Annotated in this window: 17 protein-coding genes; 9 read left to right on the top strand and 8 right to left on the bottom strand. The window is 63.6% G+C overall.

The annotated features are described in order from the left end of the window. Window positions 1-26 precede the first annotated feature (26 nt). A complete protein-coding gene (gene gatC, locus O3299_RS26390) occupies window positions 27-329 on the bottom strand; it encodes an Asp-tRNA(Asn)/Glu-tRNA(Gln) amidotransferase subunit GatC (protein ID WP_077399414.1) in 303 nt (100 codons plus the stop codon). A gap of 350 nt (window positions 330-679) precedes the next feature. On the opposite strand from gatC, the gene O3299_RS26385 reads away from it, so the two are divergent. The 6 genes from O3299_RS26385 (at window position 680) to O3299_RS26360 (ending at window position 7,574) form a co-directional block, all read left to right on the top strand. Next, window positions 680-1,723, top strand: a complete 1,044-nt coding sequence (locus O3299_RS26385) for a rod shape-determining protein (protein WP_010393186.1) — start codon at window positions 680-682, stop codon at window positions 1,721-1,723. A gap of 109 nt (window positions 1,724-1,832) precedes the next feature. Further along, entirely contained in the window at window positions 1,833-2,915 is a 1,083-nt protein-coding gene (mreC, locus tag O3299_RS26380; protein ID WP_251350977.1) for a rod shape-determining protein MreC, read from the top strand. Then, window positions 2,912-3,424: a rod shape-determining protein MreD gene (gene mreD / locus O3299_RS26375; protein WP_305063546.1), complete on the top strand. Its 513-nt coding sequence runs from the start codon at window positions 2,912-2,914 to the stop codon at window positions 3,422-3,424. Before mreC ends, mreD begins: the two co-directional genes overlap by 4 nt. Window positions 3,425-3,436: 12 nt before the next feature. After that, window positions 3,437-5,407, top strand: coding sequence for a penicillin-binding protein 2 (mrdA, locus tag O3299_RS26370; RefSeq protein ID WP_289919737.1), 1,971 nt, complete (start codon window positions 3,437-3,439; stop codon window positions 5,405-5,407). Between the two features lie 8 nt (window positions 5,408-5,415). Beyond that, complete coding sequence (gene rodA, locus O3299_RS26365; RefSeq protein ID WP_077399426.1) at window positions 5,416-6,531, top strand: rod shape-determining protein RodA; 1,116 nt, start codon at window positions 5,416-5,418, stop codon at window positions 6,529-6,531. Next, on the top strand, window positions 6,531-7,574 hold the full coding sequence (locus tag O3299_RS26360; RefSeq protein WP_289913564.1) for a septal ring lytic transglycosylase RlpA family protein: 1,044 nt from the start codon (window positions 6,531-6,533) through the stop codon (window positions 7,572-7,574). Before rodA ends, O3299_RS26360 begins: the two co-directional genes overlap by 1 nt. Before the next feature lie 137 nt (window positions 7,575-7,711). Here O3299_RS26360 and O3299_RS26355 read toward each other — a convergent pair whose 3' ends face one another. The 7 genes from O3299_RS26355 to argS are packed head-to-tail and all read right to left on the bottom strand — an operon-like array spanning window position 7,712 to window position 13,898. Beyond that, window positions 7,712-8,410: an SPOR domain-containing protein gene (locus tag O3299_RS26355; protein ID WP_289900453.1), complete on the bottom strand. Its 699-nt coding sequence runs from the start codon at window positions 8,408-8,410 to the stop codon at window positions 7,712-7,714. Beyond that, entirely contained in the window at window positions 8,404-9,162 is a 759-nt protein-coding gene (locus O3299_RS26350) for a type III pantothenate kinase (RefSeq protein ID WP_305063545.1), read from the bottom strand. The genes O3299_RS26355 and O3299_RS26350 overlap by 7 nt, the downstream gene beginning before the upstream one ends. A gap of 4 nt (window positions 9,163-9,166) precedes the next feature. Then, window positions 9,167-9,961 (bottom strand): biotin--[acetyl-CoA-carboxylase] ligase, encoded by a 795-nt coding sequence (locus O3299_RS26345; protein ID WP_289906765.1) that lies wholly within the window; start codon window positions 9,959-9,961, stop codon window positions 9,167-9,169. Between the two features lie 10 nt (window positions 9,962-9,971). Further along, on the bottom strand, window positions 9,972-10,733 hold the full coding sequence (locus O3299_RS26340; protein WP_099665538.1) for an SDR family oxidoreductase: 762 nt from the start codon (window positions 10,731-10,733) through the stop codon (window positions 9,972-9,974). Window positions 10,734-10,770: 37 nt separating this feature from the next. Next, window positions 10,771-11,442, bottom strand: a complete 672-nt coding sequence (locus O3299_RS26335) for a thiol:disulfide interchange protein DsbA/DsbL (protein WP_305063544.1) — start codon at window positions 11,440-11,442, stop codon at window positions 10,771-10,773. A 9-nt stretch (window positions 11,443-11,451) separates the two neighbouring features. Beyond that, entirely contained in the window at window positions 11,452-12,168 is a 717-nt protein-coding gene (locus O3299_RS26330; protein WP_305063543.1) for an SPOR domain-containing protein, read from the bottom strand. A 20-nt stretch (window positions 12,169-12,188) separates the two neighbouring features. Beyond that, a complete protein-coding gene (gene argS / locus O3299_RS26325) occupies window positions 12,189-13,898 on the bottom strand; it encodes an arginine--tRNA ligase (protein ID WP_305063542.1) in 1,710 nt (569 codons plus the stop codon). 376 nt (window positions 13,899-14,274) lie between these two features. On the opposite strand from argS, the gene rsmB reads away from it, so the two are divergent. The 3 genes from rsmB to O3299_RS26310 all read left to right on the top strand — a co-directional run bounded on the left by rsmB (window position 14,275) and on the right by O3299_RS26310 (window position 18,597). Beyond that, on the top strand, window positions 14,275-15,696 hold the full coding sequence (gene rsmB / locus O3299_RS26320) for a 16S rRNA (cytosine(967)-C(5))-methyltransferase RsmB (protein WP_305063541.1): 1,422 nt from the start codon (window positions 14,275-14,277) through the stop codon (window positions 15,694-15,696). 97 nt (window positions 15,697-15,793) lie between these two features. Continuing rightward, entirely contained in the window at window positions 15,794-16,300 is a 507-nt protein-coding gene (locus O3299_RS26315) for a DUF4390 domain-containing protein (RefSeq protein ID WP_251350982.1), read from the top strand. Further along, complete coding sequence (locus O3299_RS26310) at window positions 16,300-18,597, top strand: PAS domain-containing sensor histidine kinase (protein WP_099665532.1); 2,298 nt, start codon at window positions 16,300-16,302, stop codon at window positions 18,595-18,597. Before O3299_RS26315 ends, O3299_RS26310 begins: the two co-directional genes overlap by 1 nt. The last annotated feature ends 50 nt before the right edge of the window (window positions 18,598-18,647 follow it).

The raw sequence follows: 18,647 nt of genomic DNA, 5'->3' as shown, positions 1-18,647 counted from the left end.
AAGGCGGGAACAGCGCTACGGCGTGTTTACTCGATGACCTTGGGCACGAGATACAGGCCATCCTGTACCTTCGGCGCCACGGCCTGGTAGGCATCGCGGCGGTTCTGTTCCGTGGCGATATCGTCGCGCAGGCGCAGGGCAATATTGTCCATGTGGGCGGCCAGCGGGTGGCTCAGGGGCGCCACGCCATCGGTATTGACGGCTTGCATTTGTTCCGCGAGTGCAAAAATCTTGTTCAATTGGGCCAAAGACGTGACGGCCTGGTCGTCGGCCATTTCAAGTTGGGCCAGGTGGGCGATGCGTTTTACGTCGGAGAGTGTCAGGGACATGGCGAATGGCGCGGAGTGCCGCGCATTAGTATTAAGTTGGCGTTTTGATAAAACGCGGGTATTTACTGCTATTTTGCTCACAAAAATCGAGGAATGCCGCGTAACTCGCGGCTGCAAGAGTCGCACTTTTCCATGGTTTTTGAGCAAATCGCATTCAAATTATAAGGTAGAATGGCGGGTTAATGCGTTGCCGGCGCTGATGGACTGCTGCCGCAGCATAGAAAAGATTGCGCAAGCGCCAAGCGAAACCCGGAAAAATCGCCTTTTGGATTTTCAGGGTGCCTGAAAGCGCCCGCTTTGAAACTCCCCATAAACAGCTTTTGCGCAGCTCGATGCGCTACAGGACACTCATGTTTGGTTTTTTACGCAGGTATATCTCCACCGATCTGGCCATTGACTTGGGCACGGCCAACACCCTTATTTATGTACGCGGCCTCGGTATCGTCCTGGACGAGCCATCCGTCGTCGCCATCCGCCAGGAAGGCGGTCCGAATGGCAAGAAGACCATTCAGGCAGTCGGCAAGGAAGCCAAGCAGATGCTGGGCAAGGTGCCGGGCAATATCGAAGCGATTCGTCCGATGAAAGATGGCGTGATCGCCGACTTCACCGTGACCGAACAGATGCTCAAGCAATTCATCCGCATGGTGCACGACTCGAAATTCTTCCGTCCATCGCCGCGCATCATCATTTGCGTGCCGTGCGGTTCGACCCAGGTCGAACGCCGCGCCATCCGTGAATCGGCCCTGGGTGCCGGCGCCTCGCAGGTGTACCTGATCGAAGAACCGATGGCAGCGGCCATCGGCGCGGGCTTGCCCGTGTCCGAAGCGACCGGCTCGATGGTGGTCGACATCGGCGGCGGCACCACCGAAGTGGGCATCATCTCGCTGGGCGGCATGGTCTACAAGGGTTCCGTGCGCGTCGGCGGCGACAAGTTCGATGAAGCCATCGTCAACTACATCCGCCGCAACTACGGCATGCTGATCGGCGAACAGACGGCTGAAGCCATCAAGAAAGCCATCGGTTCGGCCTTTCCTGGCTCGGAAGTGAAGGAAATGGAAGTCAAGGGCCGCAACCTGTCCGAAGGCATCCCGCGCTCGTTCACTATTTCCAGCAACGAGATCCTCGAAGCGCTGACCGACCCGCTGAACAACATCGTCTCGGCCGTGAAAAACGCGCTGGAACAGACGCCGCCGGAACTGGGCGCCGACATCGCCGAAAAAGGCATGATGCTGACGGGCGGCGGCGCACTGCTGCGCGACCTGGACCGCCTGCTGATGGAGGAAACCGGCCTGCCGGTGCTGGTGGCCGAGGACCCGCTCACCTGCGTGGTGCGCGGTTCCGGGATGGCACTGGAACGTATGGACAAGCTCGGCTCGATCTTCTCCTACGAATAATCTGACAGAAGGGCCGGAAACCAACTCCGGCCTTTTTTTGGTTTTGGCACCGGCGTCTGACCGGGGCCTGCACGTTGGCGCACTGCGCCTGGCCTGATTATTGGAAGTCATGGAATACAGTCCTCCGCCACTTTTCAAACAAGGCGCCTCCGCCCGCGTCAAGATGATGGTGTTCGCCGGCATTTCAATCGCCCTGCTGCTGGTCGATTCGCGCATGCACGCGCTGACGGCCGTGCGCCAGGCCGTCGGCACCGTGCTGTATCCGGTGCAGATGGCGGCCCTGGTGCCGCGCGATGTGGCGCTTGGCGTCGGCAATTACTTTTCTTCGCTGTCCGCCCTGGAAAAACAGGTGCGCGACCTGAAACACGAGCAAATCGCCTCGGCGCAGATCCTGCAGCAGGCGCAGCTCAACATCGTTGAAAACAACCACTTGCGCAAATTGATGGAAGCGCGCGAGCGCGTTCCCGTCAAGACCATGATGGCCGAAGTCCTGTATGACACGCGCGATTCGGCCACGCGCAAGATCGTGCTCGATCGCGGAATCCAGCATGGCGTCGAACTGGGCCGCCCTGTGATCGACAACCTCGGCGTGGTGGGGCAAGTCACGCGCGTGTTCCCGTTCACCTCCGAAGTGACCCTGCTGACCGATGAAGAGCAAGCCATTCCCGTGCAGCTGCTGCGCAACGGCGTGCGCAGCGTGGCCATCGGCCGTGGCAAGTCCGGCACCATGGAGCTGCGCTTCACGGCCCCCAGCGCCGACATCCAGATCGGCGACATCGTCATTACCTCGGGCCTCGACGGCCTGTACCCGGCGGGCCTGGCCGTGGCGCGCGTGACCCTGGTCGAGCGCAATGCGCATGGCCCGTTCGGCCGCGTCGTGTGCCAGCCGCTGGCCGGCATCGAGCGCAACACCCAGCTGCTCATCTTGATGACGTCGCCGGACATTCCACCGCGTCCGCCCGCCGAAGAAGTCAAGACGGGCCGCAAGATCGCCGGCAAGATGGCGCCGATCAAGGACCCTGCCAAGGAGCCTGCGGCTGCCGCTGCGACACCACCTGCCGCCAATACGGCCGCAGTGCCGGCCGCGAAACCGCCTGCGAGCCCTGCGCCGAAACCGGCGGCGCCTGCAGGACCTGTACCAACGCCTGTACCAACACCTGCCGCCGTGCCACCGAAGGAAGCGACACGATGAACCGCCCGCATTACATCCTGCTGCCGGTCAGCCCCCTGTTCATCGGTTTTTCCCTGCTGTGTGCTTTTTTGCTGAACCTGCTGCCGTGGGGGCAGTTCGTCGGCGTTCCCGATTTCGTCGCCCTGGTGCTGGTCTTCTGGGGTATCCACCAGCCGCGCAAGGTCGGCATCGGCGTGGCGTTCTTCATGGGCCTGATGATGGACGTGCACGATTCGACCCTGCTGGGCGAGAATGCGCTGGCCTACACCTTGCTCTCGTATTTCGCCATCATGATGCACCGCCGCGTGCTGTGGTTCCCCATCCTGACGCAGGCGCTGCACGTGCTGCCGCTGCTGTTGCTGACGCAGGCGCTGCAATTGCTGACGCGGCTGATCGTCTCGGGCCGTTTCCCCGGCTGGCTCAGTTTCATCGAGAGCTTCGTCGCCGTGGCCCTGTGGCCCCTCGTCACGTGGATCCTGCTGGCGCCGCAGCGCCGTGCCGTGGACCGTGACCACAACCGGCCGATCTGACGAGCGCCTGCAATGACTGAACTGAAGAACACCGAGCGCGAACTGCATTTTTTCCGCATGCGCCTGACCATCCTGGGCGGGCTCGTCTTCGTCTGCTTTTCGCTGCTGCTGGCGCGCTTCATCTGGCTGCAGGTGATCAAGCACGAGGATTATGCGACCAAGGCCGAAGACAACCGCATCGCCGTGGTCCCCATCGTGCCCACGCGCGGCCTGATCCTCGACCGCAATGGCGTGGTATTGGCGCGCAATTACTCGGCCTATACGCTGGAAATCACGCCATCGAAATTGAGCGCCAGTCTCGATTCCGTGATCGACGAGCTGTCGACCCTGGTGCAGATCGACATCAAGGACCGCCGCCGCTTCAAGAAGCTGCTGGAAGAGTCGAAGAATTTCGTCAGCGTGCCGCTGCGCACGCGCCTGACGGACGAGGAAGTGGCGCGCTTCACGGCGCAGCGCTTCCGCTTCCCTGGCGTCGAGGTGCAGGCGCGCCTGTTCCGCCAGTATCCGATGGGCGAAATCGCCTCGCACGTGGTGGGTTTTATCGGCCGCATCAACCGCAATGAAGCGAAGGCGCTGGAAGAGGGCGAGGACGCGGCCAACTACAACGGCACCGACCATATCGGTAAGGAAGGCCTGGAAAAAAGCTACGAGAAGCAGCTGCATGGCACCACCGGTTACGAGGAGGTGGAAGTGTCGGCCGGCGGGCGCGCCATGCGCACCCTGTCGCGCACGGCGGCCACCCCGGGCAACAACCTGATCCTGTCGATCGACATCGAACTGCAAAAAGTGGTCGAGGAAGCGTTCGGCGAATGGCGCGGCGCGGCCGTGGCCATCGATCCGGCCACGGGCGACATCCTCGCCTACGTCTCCAAGCCAGGTTATGACCCCAACCTGTTCGTCGACGGCATCGACCAGCAAAGCTGGAATGAGCTCAATACCTCGCTGGACCGGCCGATGGTCAACCGCCCCCTGTCCGGCACCTACGCGCCCGGCTCGACCTTCAAGCCCTTCATGGCGCTGGCCGCGCTGGAATTGGGCAAACGCACGCCGAGCCAGTCGATTTCCGATCCCGGTTTCTTCATTCTCGGCGGGCATACCTTCCGCGACGATAAGGTGGGCGGCCATGGCACGGTGGACATGCACAAGTCCATCGTCGTCTCGTGCAACACCTATTACTATCAGCTGGGCCGCGACATGGGCATCGACGCCATCCACGACTTCATGAAGCCTTTCGGGTTCGGCCAGTTGACGGGTATCGACCTGAATAACGAAAAGACGGGCGTGCTGCCATCGACGGAATGGAAGCGCAATCGCTTCAAGACGCCGCAGCAGAAAAAATGGGTGGGCGGCGACACGATTTCGGTGAGTAACGGCTCCGGCTACAACTCGTATACGCCGCTGCAGATCGCCCACGCGACGGCCAACCTGGCCAATAACGGTGTGGTGATGAAACCGCATCTGGTGAAGATCATCGAAGACGCCGCCACGCGCGCGCGCACCCTGACGGTGCCGAAGGAAAGCTACCGCATCGCGCTCAAGCAGGAAAACATCGACATCATCAAGCGCGCCATGGTGGGCGTGACCAGCGAGCAAGGCGGCACGGCCGCACGCATCTTCACCGGCGTGCAGTACACGGTGGGCGGCAAGACGGGTACGGCGCAGGTGGTGGGCATCAAGAAAAATGAGAAGTACAATGCCAAGCTGCTGGCCGAACGCCTGCGTGACAACGCCTTGTTTACGGCCTTCGCGCCGGCCGACAAGCCGCGCATCGCGATTGCCATCGTGGTGGAAAACGCGGGCTTCGGCGCCGGCGTGGCCGCGCCGATCGCGCGCAAGGCGCTCGACTACTACCTGCTGGGCAAGCGCCCGAGCGACAAGGAAAAGGACACCACCAAGGTGCCCAAGGAAGATGTCGACGAAGTGCGCACCCTGGAAGAAATCACGGACGAGCAAGCAGCCCCGACGGCACCTGCCAGACAATAAGGAAGCACATGCCCATTAACGAGAGGCGCTCGCTGTGGCGGCGCGCCAAACCCTATCTGGCGGTGTTCGATCCGCCGCTGATGATCATCATCCTGATGCTGCTCAGCACCAGCCTGCTGACCCTGTATTCGGCCAGCATCGGCATCCCCGGCAAGATCGAAGACCATTTGCGCAATATTCTGCTGTGCTTTTTCGTCATGTGGGTGGCGGCCAACGTCACGCCGCAGATGATGATGCGCATCGCCGTACCCGCCTATACGGTGTCGGTGATCTTGCTGGTGGCCGTGGCGCTGTTCGGCACCATCAAGCTCGGTGCGCGGCGCTGGCTGCATATCGGCGTGATCGACATCCAGCCGTCCGAATTCCTGAAGATCGCCACGCCGCTGATGCTGGCCTGGTTCTTCCAGCATAATGCGGGCGCCCTGCGCTGGAAATCGTTCGTGATGGCGGCCGTGCTGTTGCTGGCGCCCGTCTATCTGATCGCGCGCCAGCCCGACCTGGGCACGGCGCTGCTGGTGGTGGCGGCCGGCTTTACCGTCATCTTCCTGGCCGGCCTGTCGTGGAAGGTGCTGGCCGGCTTGCTGATCACTTTTGTTTCCTGCCTGCCGATCGCCTGGTCGCACCTGCATGATTACCAGCGCGACCGCGTGATGATGCTGATCGACCCCACCAAGGACCCGCTGGGCAAGGGCTTCCATATCATCCAGTCCATCATCGCCATCGGTTCCGGCGGCATGACGGGCAAGGGCTGGACGCACGGCACGCAAGCCCACCTGGAGTTTGTTCCGGAACGCACGACCGATTTTATTTTTGCCGTATATTCCGAGGAATTCGGCCTGGTCGGTAACTTGATCCTGATGCTGATGTATTTGCTGCTGGTGGGACGGGGGCTGATGATCGCCGCCAACGCCCCCAGTTTTTTCACTCGCCTGCTGGCAGGAGCGATCACTATGATTTTCTTTACTTACGCCTTCGTCAACATGGGCATGGTCAGCGGCATCGTGCCGGTGGTCGGCGTCCCCTTGCCATTCCTTAGCTATGGCGGCACCGCGCTGCTGACCTTGGGCGTGGCCACCGGTATCCTGATGAGCATTCAGCGCCACCGCAAGCTGGTGCAGACCTGATGCGCGCGCCTTTCGATACCTTCGCCATGCGCGGGTTGGGCTTGACGGTCTTGCTGACCCTGGCCGCTTGCGGCACGACGCCGCAAAAGCCCGCATCGAATAACGTGCCGCTGCCGTCCGGCGGCAAGGTCAAGTCCCCTGTGCGCCAGGATCCCACCTTGCCTGCGCTGCCGGCGGCCGGTTCCGGGCGTGGCGGCTACTACAAGGATGACGGCCCGGGCGACAATCCGCCGGCCAACCTGCGCGACGTGCCCGATGCGGAAGTGCGCAACGAGCCGTATTCCACGCGCTCGAACCGCCCGTATGTCGTCTTCGGCAAGACCTACACGCCGATCACCGATAACGAACCGTTCAAGCAGAAGGGCACGGGTACCTGGTATGGCAAGAAATTCCATGGCCAGCGTACCTCGTCCGGTGAAATCTACGATATGTACAAGATGACGGCGGCCCATCCGACCTTGCCGATTCCATCGTATGCGCGCGTGACGAGCATCGACAGCGGCGAGCAGGTGATCGTGCGCATCAACGACCGCGGACCGTTTCACGCCACGCGCGTGATCGACGTGTCCTACACGGCGGCGCTGAAGCTGGGCTTCCTCGGCAAGGGTAGCCACCAGGTGGTCGTCGAACGGCTGCTGCCGGCAGATATCGACGCCATCCTGGCGGCCCGTGCGGCGCCCAAGCCGGTGCCGTCCGTGGTGGCCATCTCCATCGACACGCCTGTGGAAACGGGCGCCGTGGTGCAGCCGGAAGTGTCGACGCAGATGCTGCCCGTCGATGCGACGGTGGCCATGCCGGCGCCGGCGGCGCTGGCCAGCGGCTTCTACTTGCAACTGGGTGCTTATTCGCGCGCCGACAATGCGGAATCGGGACGTTCGCGCCTGGCGCCATACGCGGCAGCCCTAGGGACCCTGGGCGTGGTGCAGGCCGGTAACCTGTTCCGCCTGTACGGCGGACCGTTCTCCAGCCGCGCCGAGGCGGCCCGCGCGGCGGCGAACTTGCCGGAATCGACAGGCATCAAGCCTATCGTCATCCAGCGATAGGCTCGCCTGATGCTGCAAAGCACCTGATAAAACCGTAGCGAGCGGCAGCGATTTGTGGCTAAGAAGCGCAGCTGTTCTGGAGCACAGCGAGCATCGCAGGCCGCAATGCGCGACGCGCAGTAGGTTTAGTCAGGTGCTTATTTGCAGTTGCGCAGTTCCTGGTCAGGGAACTGCGTTTTGATCTTTTCCAGACGCGCGCGCGTGACGGCGTCGAGATCGCGGAACTGGTAAGCCATCTGCTTGCTGGCGCTGTAGCGCGGTGCGACGCGGGCGCTGTGCACGCCTTGTTTGTTGAGCGATGCCAGCTGGCTTTGCGCGCTGGTTTCCGACTTGAACACACCCAGTGAAATGCCCCAGCGTAGCGGGCTGCTTTCATTCATGATGAAGTAATTCGTCACGCCCAGCTGCTTCAATTCGCCCGCCTTGCGGTCGGCGCCTTCTTTGCTGCCCTGCGGCGGGATGTACACCATGTAGCTGGAAATCTCCTGGCCGGCCACGTTGCGGCGCGACTGGCGGTCGCCCAGGTCCAGCGACGCCACTTGCGCTTCGAAGCGGCGCCCGTCAGCCAGCAGGAAATTGCCCACTTCCGTACAGGCATACGATAGCGGTGGCGCCGGTGCGGCCGCCGCCGGCGTCACTGCTTCTTCCGCGGCAGGCGGCGCGGCGGGCGCCATGGCCTGCTCCTGCGTCAGCAAGGTGAGCTTGGTCGCCTGCAGCTGGTTTTTCAGGCGCGCCGGTTCGCGCGTCTCCGTACGAAAACTGCCCAGATAACCCTGGCCGATGGCCAGCACCAGCAGGTTGACGCCGGCCAGCAGCCAGAAGACGAATTTCAGCATGGGTGGTTTCCTTGTGTTCCTGCAGCCCCGGCGCGCGCGGCCGCCTGCAGGCCGAGCATGACGATATTGTCGACCAGGTGCAGCGGTACCGCCAGCGCCAGCGCCGGTGCGATGCGCGATGCGGCGCCGCCCGACAGCAGGCAGGCGCTGGCGCCGTGCATGCGCACGGCCCGTTCGATGGCGCCCGCCTGGGCCGCCAGGCAGCCGGAGAGGATGGCGTCATCCGTGTTGTCGGCAAAGCCGGCCGGCAGCAGGGCGTCGCTGGCGATTTGCGGCAGCTGCGCCGTGTTGCGCGCCAGCGAGCTGGCCATCAGTCCCAGTCCCGGCAAGATCATCCCGCCGAGGAAAATGCCATCGGCCGTGATGGCGTCGATGGTGGTGGCGGTGCCGCAATTGGCGACGATGACGGCCTGGCCAGGCGCCTGCGCGTGCGCGCCGATGGCGGCGGCAAAACGGTCGCAGCCCAGCTGCGACGGCATGCGGTAGCCATTTTTTAGTCCCGCCAGCTGCGGCAGCGAGACAAAGTCGCGGGCAACGACCGGCAGCATGGCGCGCAGGCGCGTGCCGATGACGGCGCCTGCCACGTTCGACAGCAGTGCCTCGCTGATGGCGAGTGACGCCCACTGCGCGGCCAGGGTGTCGATCTGCGCATGCGTGACGGCGCCGCTGGCCAGCCAGCCGCCGGCGGCGCTGTCGGCGGCCACGAGCGCCCATTTGATGCGTGTATTGCCGGCGTCGATCAGCAGCAGCATGCGCTTACTCCCCCGTCAGGCGCAGGGACACGTCGCCGGACATGATGTGCTGCAAGCCGTCCTCGCCGCGCAGCAGCAGCCGGCCCAGTTCATCCACGCCTGCCGCCACGCCTTGCTGCAGCAACTGGCCGTTGTCGAGGATTTTCACGTGCTGGCCTTGCCATGCATGCAGTGCGTTCCAGCGTTCCGTGAAGGGCGCAAAGCCCGTGTCGTCGAATTCGGCCAGCACGCCGGCCAGGCGGCTGAGCAGGGCCGCCACCAGGGTATTGCGCTCCATCTGCGCCAGCCAGGGCACGGCCGAGACGCTGCGGCCGATCTGCCGTTCCAGCGCATCGGGCATCAGCAGATTGATGCCGCAGCCGATGACGGCCCACACGCCACCGTCTGGCGTCTGCTGCGTCTCGACGAGGATACCGGCCAGTTTATGTCCATCCTTGAGCAGGTCGTTTGGCCACTTCAGCTGCACCGGCACGCCCAGCGCTGTCATGGTTTCGGCCAGCGCCACGCCGACGGCCAGCGGCAGGCCGACCAGCCGGTGCAGCGGTCCCTTGAAGCGCCAGGCCAGCGAGAACATCAGGCTGGCGTCCGGTTGTGACACCCAGGGCCGCCCGGCGCGTCCCCGTCCGGCCGTTTGCTGGCCGGCGATGCGCAGGGTGGGGCCGGCCAGGGTGGCGCAGCGCGCCAGCAGGTCGGCGTTGGTCGATCCCGTTTCGTCGACCACTTCGATGGCCACGTGGGAGGCGCCTGTGGCGCAATGGGCGGCGATGGCCGCGCTGTTCAGGTCTGAGTGCTTCGTCATGGTGGTCAGTTCAGTTGCGCGCCTTGTGCGGCGCATTCGCGAAGGCCCGGTCGTAGACGGCATTGGGCAGCGCGCGCAGCAGCTTGGCGACGACGCCCATCTGCCACGGGATCACGCGGTAGCTGTCGCCGTCGGCGATGGCGCGCGCGGCGCGCACGGCGAATTTTTCGGCCGGCATCAGGAAGGGCATGCGGTAGGCGTTATGGCGCGTCATCGGCGTGTCGATGTAGCCGGGCGTGATGGTGACGACCTTGATGCCTGCCGGTTTGAGTTCGAGGCGCAGCGATTCGCAGTAGCTGATCACGGCCGCCTTCGAAGCGCTGTAGGCTTCCGCGCCGGGCAGGCCGCGGATGCCGGCCACGCTGCCGATGCCCACCAGGCGTCCGCTACCCTGGCTTTTCATGGTGGCGATGAAGGGGGCGAAGGTGGCGACGGTGGCCGTGACGTTGATGGCCATCAAACGGGCGAAGGCGTCGAGGTCTTCCGCATGTTCGGTCAAGGTGCCGTACGACACGCCGGCGCTGGCGATGACGACGTCGATGCCGCCGGCATGGGCGATGAAGTCGCCGGCCGCGCTTTTCAGGGCGGCGTGGTCGCACACATCGACGGCGTAGGCGCGGTGGCGTTCAGGGTGGGGCAGGGAGGCGATCAGTTGCTGCAGGGTGTCGCCGCGGCGGGCCAGCAAGCCCAGATGGGCGCCCTGGCGCGCGTACTGCAGCGCCAGGGCGGCGCCCAGTCCGCTCGACGCGCCCGTGATGAAAACGCGATGCATCAGGCGATGCCCGGGCGCGCCAGGGAAGTGGCCATGCTTATTTCTTTTCCGCTTTGGCTTTCGCGACCAGCACGTCCATCACGCTGAGCGCCTGGGCGTTCAGCTGCTCTTCGTTCTTGGCCGACTTGCTGCCCTGGTCGGCCTGCGAAGGGGAGGTGATGTAGCGGCCATCGATGGCGATCATGGGCCAGAACGTCACGTTATAACCCTGCATCATGGCGTCCGCGCGGCGCACGCGGGCCGAGACACCCATCGAACGGTAGGTGTCGATGAACTTCTGGCGGTCCACGCCCTGCTTGGCGACGAAGTCGAAGACGGCGTCGTCGGTGTTCAGGCGGTTGCGTTCAGCGTGCATGGCGTGGAAGACGCCGGTGTGCAGCTTGTCGACCAGGCCCATGGCTTGCAGGGTGAAGAACAAGCGCTGCTGCGGCGCCACGCTGTCATCGCGCGACACGTGCACGCGCTTGAAGACGATGTTGTCGCCCTGTTTCTTGACCCAGGCCGCCAGCTGCGGTTCGAGCACATTGCAATGGGGGCAGTAATAGGCGAAGAATTCCGTCACTTCGATTTTCTTGCCCGATTCCGTCGCCTGCGGCGTGGGCAGGGTTTCGTACTCGACGCCGTTCTTGGGCTCGGCCGGCGAGGCCGACGCCCCCATGGCGGCGGTGAACAGGGCGGCGGCGATCAGGATTTTCTTCAGAAAACGCATGCTGGTTCCTTATTTTTGGTTACGGACGACGGCGACATCGATGCCGTTTTCAGACAGTTTGGTGCGTGCGCGGTTCATCGCCTCGAGCTGGTTGAACGGCCCGACCCGTACGCGGTGCAGCACGCCCGCATCGGTGCTGCGGTCGCTGATGGCCGCTTCGAAGCCGAGCAGCGCCAGTTTTCCGCGCGTGCTTTCGGCGTCCGACATGTCATGGAAGGCGCCGGCCTGCAGATAGTAAATCCATTTGTCGCTGGCTGCATCGGCCTTGGCCTCTTTCGCGTCGGCCTTGGCTTGCGGCGCGGGAGCCGCTGGTGCTGCCGCCGGCGTTTTCGGCGCCGGCTTGTCCTTCAATGTACCGATCAATTCCTGCAGCGCGTCCGGCGGCGGCGCCTTCGGCTGCTGCGCGGTGGCGGGCGCGGGCGCCGGTGCGGCAGGCTGCGTCGGCGTGGTGATCTCGCGTGGTTCCTTGGAGAAGTCGCGCGCCGCTTCCTTGGCCGCTTCCTTGTTGCCGTACATCGGCTTGTTCGGGTCGGCGATCTGACCGGCCGTCGGCTCGGCCGATTTGCCGGCCTTGCCCGACTTGTCGGTGAAGGGCGAGGCGCCCTTGGTGATCACCAGGGCGACCACCACGGCGATGCCCAGGCCGATGACCAGGCCGATGATGATGCCGACCAGGGTATTGCCCTGCTGGCGCCGGGACGAAGAGTAGCGGGAAGCGTGATTCATTGACGGTTTGACCTTCGCGATTACATTTTGTTTGGCGCGGACACGCCGATCAGTGCCAGGCCGTTGCGCAGTACCTGGCGCGCGGCGATGACGAGGGCCAGGCGGGCCATCTTGACGGCTTCGTCCTCGACCAGCACTTTTTCGGCGAAGTAGAAGCTGTGCAGGTTGGCGGCCAGGTCGCGCAGGTAGAAGGCGACCTGGTGCGGTCCCAGTTCGGCTTGCGCGCGCGCCAGCATTTCAGGGTAGGCGGCCAGGGTCGCCAGCAGGGTCGCTTCGGTTGGCGCCGTCAGCGGGGAAAGGTCGACGCTGGCGACCGTGCTGGCATCGCCGCCCCAGTTTTCCAGGATGCGGCAGATGCGCGCATGCGCGTATTGCACGTAATAGACCGGGTTTTCATCGGTGGTTTTCAGCGCCACGTCGACGTCGAAGACGAATTCCGTGTCCGCCTTGCGCGAGATCAGGAAGAAGCGCACGGCGTCGCGGCCCTTGGCGATGTCGCCGCCGCCCGACCATTCGATCAGGTCGCGCACGGTCACGTAGGAGCCGGCGCGCTTCGAAATCTTGACTTCTTCGCCATCCTTCATGACGGTGACCATCTTGTGCAGCACGTAGTCGGGGTAGCCTTGCGGGATGCCCATGTCGACCGCCTGCAGGCCAGCGCGCACGCGCGCGATGGTGCCGTGGTGGTCGCTGCCCTGGATATTGATGGCTTGCACGAAGCCGCGCTGCCATTTCACCAGGTGATACGCGACGTCCGGCACAAAATACGTGTAGGTGCCGTCCGTCTTGCGCATGACGCGGTCCTTGTCGTCGCCGAAGTCGGTGGTGCGCAGCCACAGCGCGCCATCCTGCTCATACGTGTGGCCCGCCTGGATCAGGGTTTCCACGGCGCTGTTGACCTTGCCGTCCGCATACAGCGACGATTCCAGGTAGTAATTGTCGAACTTCACGCCAAACGCCTGCAAGTCGATGTCTTGCTCGTTGCGCAGGTAGGTGACGGCGAACGGGCGGATCGAATCGATGTCTTCCACGTTGCCATTGGCCGTGGCAGGCTGGCCATCGCTGGCCGAAACCGTCTTGCCGGCCTTGAAGTCGTTGGCGATATCGGCGATGTAGTCGCCGTTGTAGGCGGACTCAGGCCATTCGGCGTCGCCCGGCTTGAAGCCGCGCGCGCGCGCCTGCACGGAATTGGCCAGGGTCTGGATCTGCACGCCCGCGTCGTTGTAGTAGAACTCGCGCGTGACCTGGTAGCCTTGCGCGTCGAACAGCGAGGACAGGGCGTCGCCCAGGGCTGCCTGGCGGCCATGGCCCACGTGCAGCGGACCGGTCGGGTTGGCCGAGACGAATTCCAGGATGACTTGCTTGCCGGCGCCTGCCGTGCTGCGGCCATAGCTGTCGGCCTCGCTCAAGATGGTTTTCACCACGGCTTGCTTGGCGGCGGCGGAGACGCGCACGTTGATGAAGCCGGGACCGGCGATTTCCACTGCCTCGACCAGGCCCTTGCCGGCCGGATTGGCCAGCACGGCCGTCACGATGGTTTGCGCCAGTTCGCGGGGATTCTGTTTCAGCTGCTTGGCCAGTTGCATGGCGATATTGCAGGCGATGTCGCCATGCGATGCATCGCGTGGTCGCTCGAGCACTACGCTAGGCGCAAGCGAGGTGCCGGCCAGGACGGGAGCGAGGGCGGCCTGGAACAGGGCGATGATTTCTTGTTTCTGTTGGGCGAGCATGAGCAGGATGGCGGTGGAACCGCGTTAAGAATGAATAGAATGAATCAAAAAGCAAAACGGACGGCCAGTACCCAAGCCGCCCAGACTGCGTTAATTATACTGGTTTGCTGCCGGGAACAATACGCCAGCCGGCAGTGTGCCCGTGCCGGCACTTTTCACGATATTATCAGGACAGCATGCCTATGTTGGTGCATGAAAACATCAGCATGGCGCATTCTGCTTGTATATATGCAGTTTTTTGCCGCAATTTACATGTATCGCTGCAATCGCTTGGGCCAGAGGGCGCCACAAACGCTACAATCGACCCTTTATTGATGACGCGCGGCCGCGACTTTGCCACCATGCAGCCCGCCGCGCGCAGCCACACCGGATAACTATGAACAAGCGCCCCACGCTGAAATTGAAAACCAAGCCGGCGCCAGGCCAGGCTCCTGCCGCACCGAAATTGCGTCCCAGCTACCATCCCGACCTGAAACCGGTCTTGCAGCCAGGCTTCCAACCCGATTTGCGCGCCGACTCGCTGGCGTTTTGCCTGCTCGGTGCGGCCAATGCCGTGGCGCAAGTGCGCACGGGCACGGCCCTGCCGCAGGCGCTGGCCAAGGTGTTTACGCAATCGAACGCCAGCCCGCAGGCGCGCGGCGCCATCCAGGATATTTCCTACCGTACCATGCGCCAGCTGGGCCGCAGCGAAACCCTGGTCGGCCTGATGACGTCGAAGGCGCCCGAGCCGCCGATGCTGGCCGCCCTGCTGTGCTGCGCGCTGGCGCTGATGTCGGCCGAGCCGGGCGAGCAGCCGTACGAAGAGTTTACCGTTGTCGACCAGGCTGTCACAGTGGCCACTTCGCACCCTGACCTGGCGCATGCCAAGGGCATGGTAAATGCCGTCTTGCGCCGTTTCTTGCGCGAGCGCAAATCCTTGCTGGAAGCGGCCCTGAAGCAACCGTTGGCGCAATGGAATTATCCGCAGTGGTGGATCGACTCGCTGCGCCTGGCTTACCCGCGCGATTGGCAAGCCATTCTGACGGCCGGCAATGCCGTGCCGCCCTTGACTTTGCGCGTGAATCGCCGCAAGAGCACGGTCGAAGCGTATCTGGCCGTGCTGGCGGAGGCGGGCATCGCCGCGCGCCAGGTGGGACCGTTTGCCGTGCGCTTGGACAAACCGATCGGCGTGGCGCTGATCCCCGGCTTCGAGCAGGGCGTCGTTTCCGTGCAAGATGCTGGTGCGCAATTGGCCGCGCCGCTGCTGGACTTGCAAGATGGCATGCGCGTGCTGGACGCCTGCGCCGCGCCCGGCGGCAAGACGTGCCACATCCTGGAACTGGCCGACGTGCAAGTGACGGCCATCGATGCGGACGCCAAGCGCCTGCCGCGCATCGCGGAAAACCTCGAGCGCCTGGGCCTGGACGCCACCCTGAAGGCGCAGGATGCGCAATCGAGCGCGTGGTGGGACGGCCAGCAGTACGACCGCATCCTGGCCGACGTGCCGTGCACGGCCTCGGGCATCGTGCGCCGCCATCCCGACATTCGCTGGTTGCGCCGCAAGGGGGATGCGTTCCAACTTGCAACACTTTCCTCCAAAATTCTGGACAACCTGTGGCAGATGCTGCGCCCCGATGGTAAATTGCTGTTCGTGACATGTTCATTGTGGCCGCAGGAGTCCGAGGCACAGGCGGCGGCATTTGCGGTACGCAATAATGCGACCCGATTGACAGCGCCTGGCCAGCTGTTGCCGACTGGCAGCGCGGAGCAGGACCACGACGGTTTGTTCTATGCGCTATTCCAAAAAAATGCGGCTTGAGCGATTCGTCGAACCTTATCTTACGGACACTACCGGCACACTTGTGACAACACGACTCTTCCGACTCCTGGCCCTGCTGCTGATGCTGACATGTAACATGCCACGCGCGCATGCCGCCGACATGGTCGAGATCACCCGTGCCTATATCGAGTCGGGCGAAGAGGGCTACAAGCTGGCCGCCACGTATTCCTTCGAGCTCAATCACGACCTCGATGATGCGGTACAGCATGGCGTGCCGTTGTATTTCACGACAGAAATCGAACTGACCCGGCCCCGCTGGTACTGGTTCGATGAAAAAGCCATCGTGGCGCGCCAGACCAGCAAGCTGTCCTATAACGTGCTGACGCGCCAGTATCATGTGTCGGGCGGCGGCTTGCAGCAAAGCTTTCCCACCCTCGACGATGCGCTCTTCCTGATCCGCCGTCCCAGCCGCTGGCTGGTGGCGCGGCGCGGCGAGCTGAAAGTGGGGCAGACGTACAACGTCACCTTGCGCATGGGCATGGACCGCGACTACCTGCCCAAGCCGATACAGGTCAATGCCTTCAATAACAGCGACTGGCGCCTGGCTTCGAATAAAAAAACCTTCTTGTATACGGCGGAGTAGTGAGTCAAGCATTGCGCTATTTGCTGGTGGTGGGCGGCGGCATTGTCAGTATCCTGCTGTTCCTGCTGGCGTCGGCTTCCGACAATTCCGGCTTTTTCGACCGCTATTACACCTGGCTGCTGGGCCTGAACGCGGCCGTCGCCGTGTCCCTGCTGGCGCTGGTGGGCATTTCCCTGGCGCGCCTGTACGCGCGCTACAAGAGCGGCAAGTTCGGCTCCAAGCTGATGACGCGCCTGGTGATGCTGTTCGCCGCCGTCGGCATCCTGCCGGGTCTGGTGATTTTCCTTGTCTCAGTGCAATTCGTCTCCCACTCCATCGAATCCTGGTTCAACGTCAAGATCGAAGCGGCGCTGGAATCGGGGATTGAGCTGGGCCGTGCCGGCCTCGATGCGGCCCTGGTCGAGCTTGACCACCGGGGCCACAAGGCCGTCGAAGAACTGGGCGCCGACCCGGTGGCCGGTCCGGCCGTGCTGACCAGCCTGCTGCGCGAAGAGGGCATGCAAAATGTCATGCTCGTCAGCGGCGACGGCGTGCTGCTGGCCAGCGCCGGGCCGCACAGTGCGGCCGACTTGCCGACGCCGCCCATGCTGGTGCAGGCAGCCTTGCCGGCCGGCTATGCCTCCGCCGAGGGCGGACTGGAGTTGCACGACGATGGCACGGAATCGGGCGGTGGCGGTTTCCGCTCGGGCTTGCCAGCGTCGCTGGAAACGGCGGCCAGCCTGCGCCTGCGCGTGCTGGTGGCCGTGCCGGGGCCTTCCGTCTCGCCCCGCTATTTGCAACTGCTGCAATCGGTGCCGCCCAAGCTGGCGACGAATGGCGAAGTGCTGCGCGCCGCCTACAGCGAATACAAGGAACGTTTCGTCGCGCGCGTGGGACTGCGCAAGATGTACATGGAAATCCTCACCCTGACCTTGCTGCTGGCTATTTTCGGCGCCATCGGCAGCGCTTTCCTGATCGCCGGTAATTTGGCCCAGCCCCTGCTGCTGCTGGCCGAAGGCACGCGCGCCGTGGCCGAGGGCGACCTGTCGCCGCGCCCCATCGTCGCCACCAAGGATGAACTGGGCACCCTGACGCAGTCGTTCAACATCATGACGCGCCAGTTGCTCGATGCGCGCACGGCCGTGGAAAGCAACCGCGCCGCCTTGCAAAACGCCAAGGCCCACCTGGAATCGGTGCTGGCGAACATGTCGGCCGGCGTGATGGTGCTCGACGGCGATTTCAAGCTGGTGACCTGCAATGAGTCGGTCGAGCGCATCCTGCAGCATTCTGGCATGAGCATGGTGGGCCAGCCGCTGGCGAATATTGCTGGAATGGAAGAGTTCGGCGGCGCCATCATCAGCGCCTTCACGGCGCAAAGCGCGCAATCGGCGTCGGGCCGTAACCAGCAGCGCCTGCACTGGCAGCGCCAGATCGAGATTCCGCGCCGCCTGGGCAGCAGTGCCGACGAGCATGACATTACCTTGCTGGCGCGCGGTTCGCGCCTGCCGCTGGAGTCCGGCAGCGGCTACATCGTCGTCTTCGACGATATTTCCGACGTAATTTCCGCGCAGCGCTCGATCGCCTGGGGCGAGGTGGCGCGCCGCCTGGCGCATGAAATCAAGAATCCGCTCACGCCCATCCAGCTGTCGGCCGAGCGCCTGCAGATGAAGCTCGAAGGCAAGTTGGAGCAGCCCGATGCCGACTTGCTCAGCCGCGCCACCACCACCATCGTCAAGCAGGTCGATGCGATGAAGCGCATGGTTGACGACTTCCGCGACTATGCGCGCACGCCGCCGGCCGTGCTCACGCCGCTGCGCCTGAACGAGCTGATCGAAGAGATACTGAACCTGTACCTGCGCGGCGACGATGGCGACATCATCCACCCGCTGCTGGCGCCGAACCTGCCGATGGTGATGGGCGATCCGACCCAGTTGCGCCAGGTGATACACAACTTGCTGCAGAACGCGCAGGACGCCATGGCCGACCTGCCGCCGGACTCGCCGCATCCGCGGATTGACGTAAGGACGGAAGCAATTCATTATCGCAGTGCGGACGGCGGCGTGAATATCGCCGTGCGGCTGGCCATCAGCGACAATGGCCCTGGTTTCGCGCCAAAAATCCTGGCGCGCGCCTTCGAGCCCTACGTGACCTCGAAGGCGCGCGGCACGGGATTGGGCCTGGCGATGGTCAAGAAAATTATCGATGAACACGGCGGACGCATCGATATCGAGAACCGGGTCGACGGCAATGGCGCTTCGGTGGTCATTTTGCTGTTAAAGTTAGCTCCCGACACTCCTGCCCAGGAATTCCTGGCGTGAGGGTCTGGTTTAGTATTTAAAACACTAATAAAATCATAGTTGTCCGCCGT

Source organism: Janthinobacterium sp. SUN176 (genome assembly GCF_030587335.1).
Classification (GTDB): domain Bacteria; phylum Pseudomonadota; class Gammaproteobacteria; order Burkholderiales; family Burkholderiaceae_D; genus Janthinobacterium; species Janthinobacterium kumbetense.
Note: the sequence above shows the minus strand (reverse complement) of the source record. Positions and strands in the feature narration are given on the sequence as shown.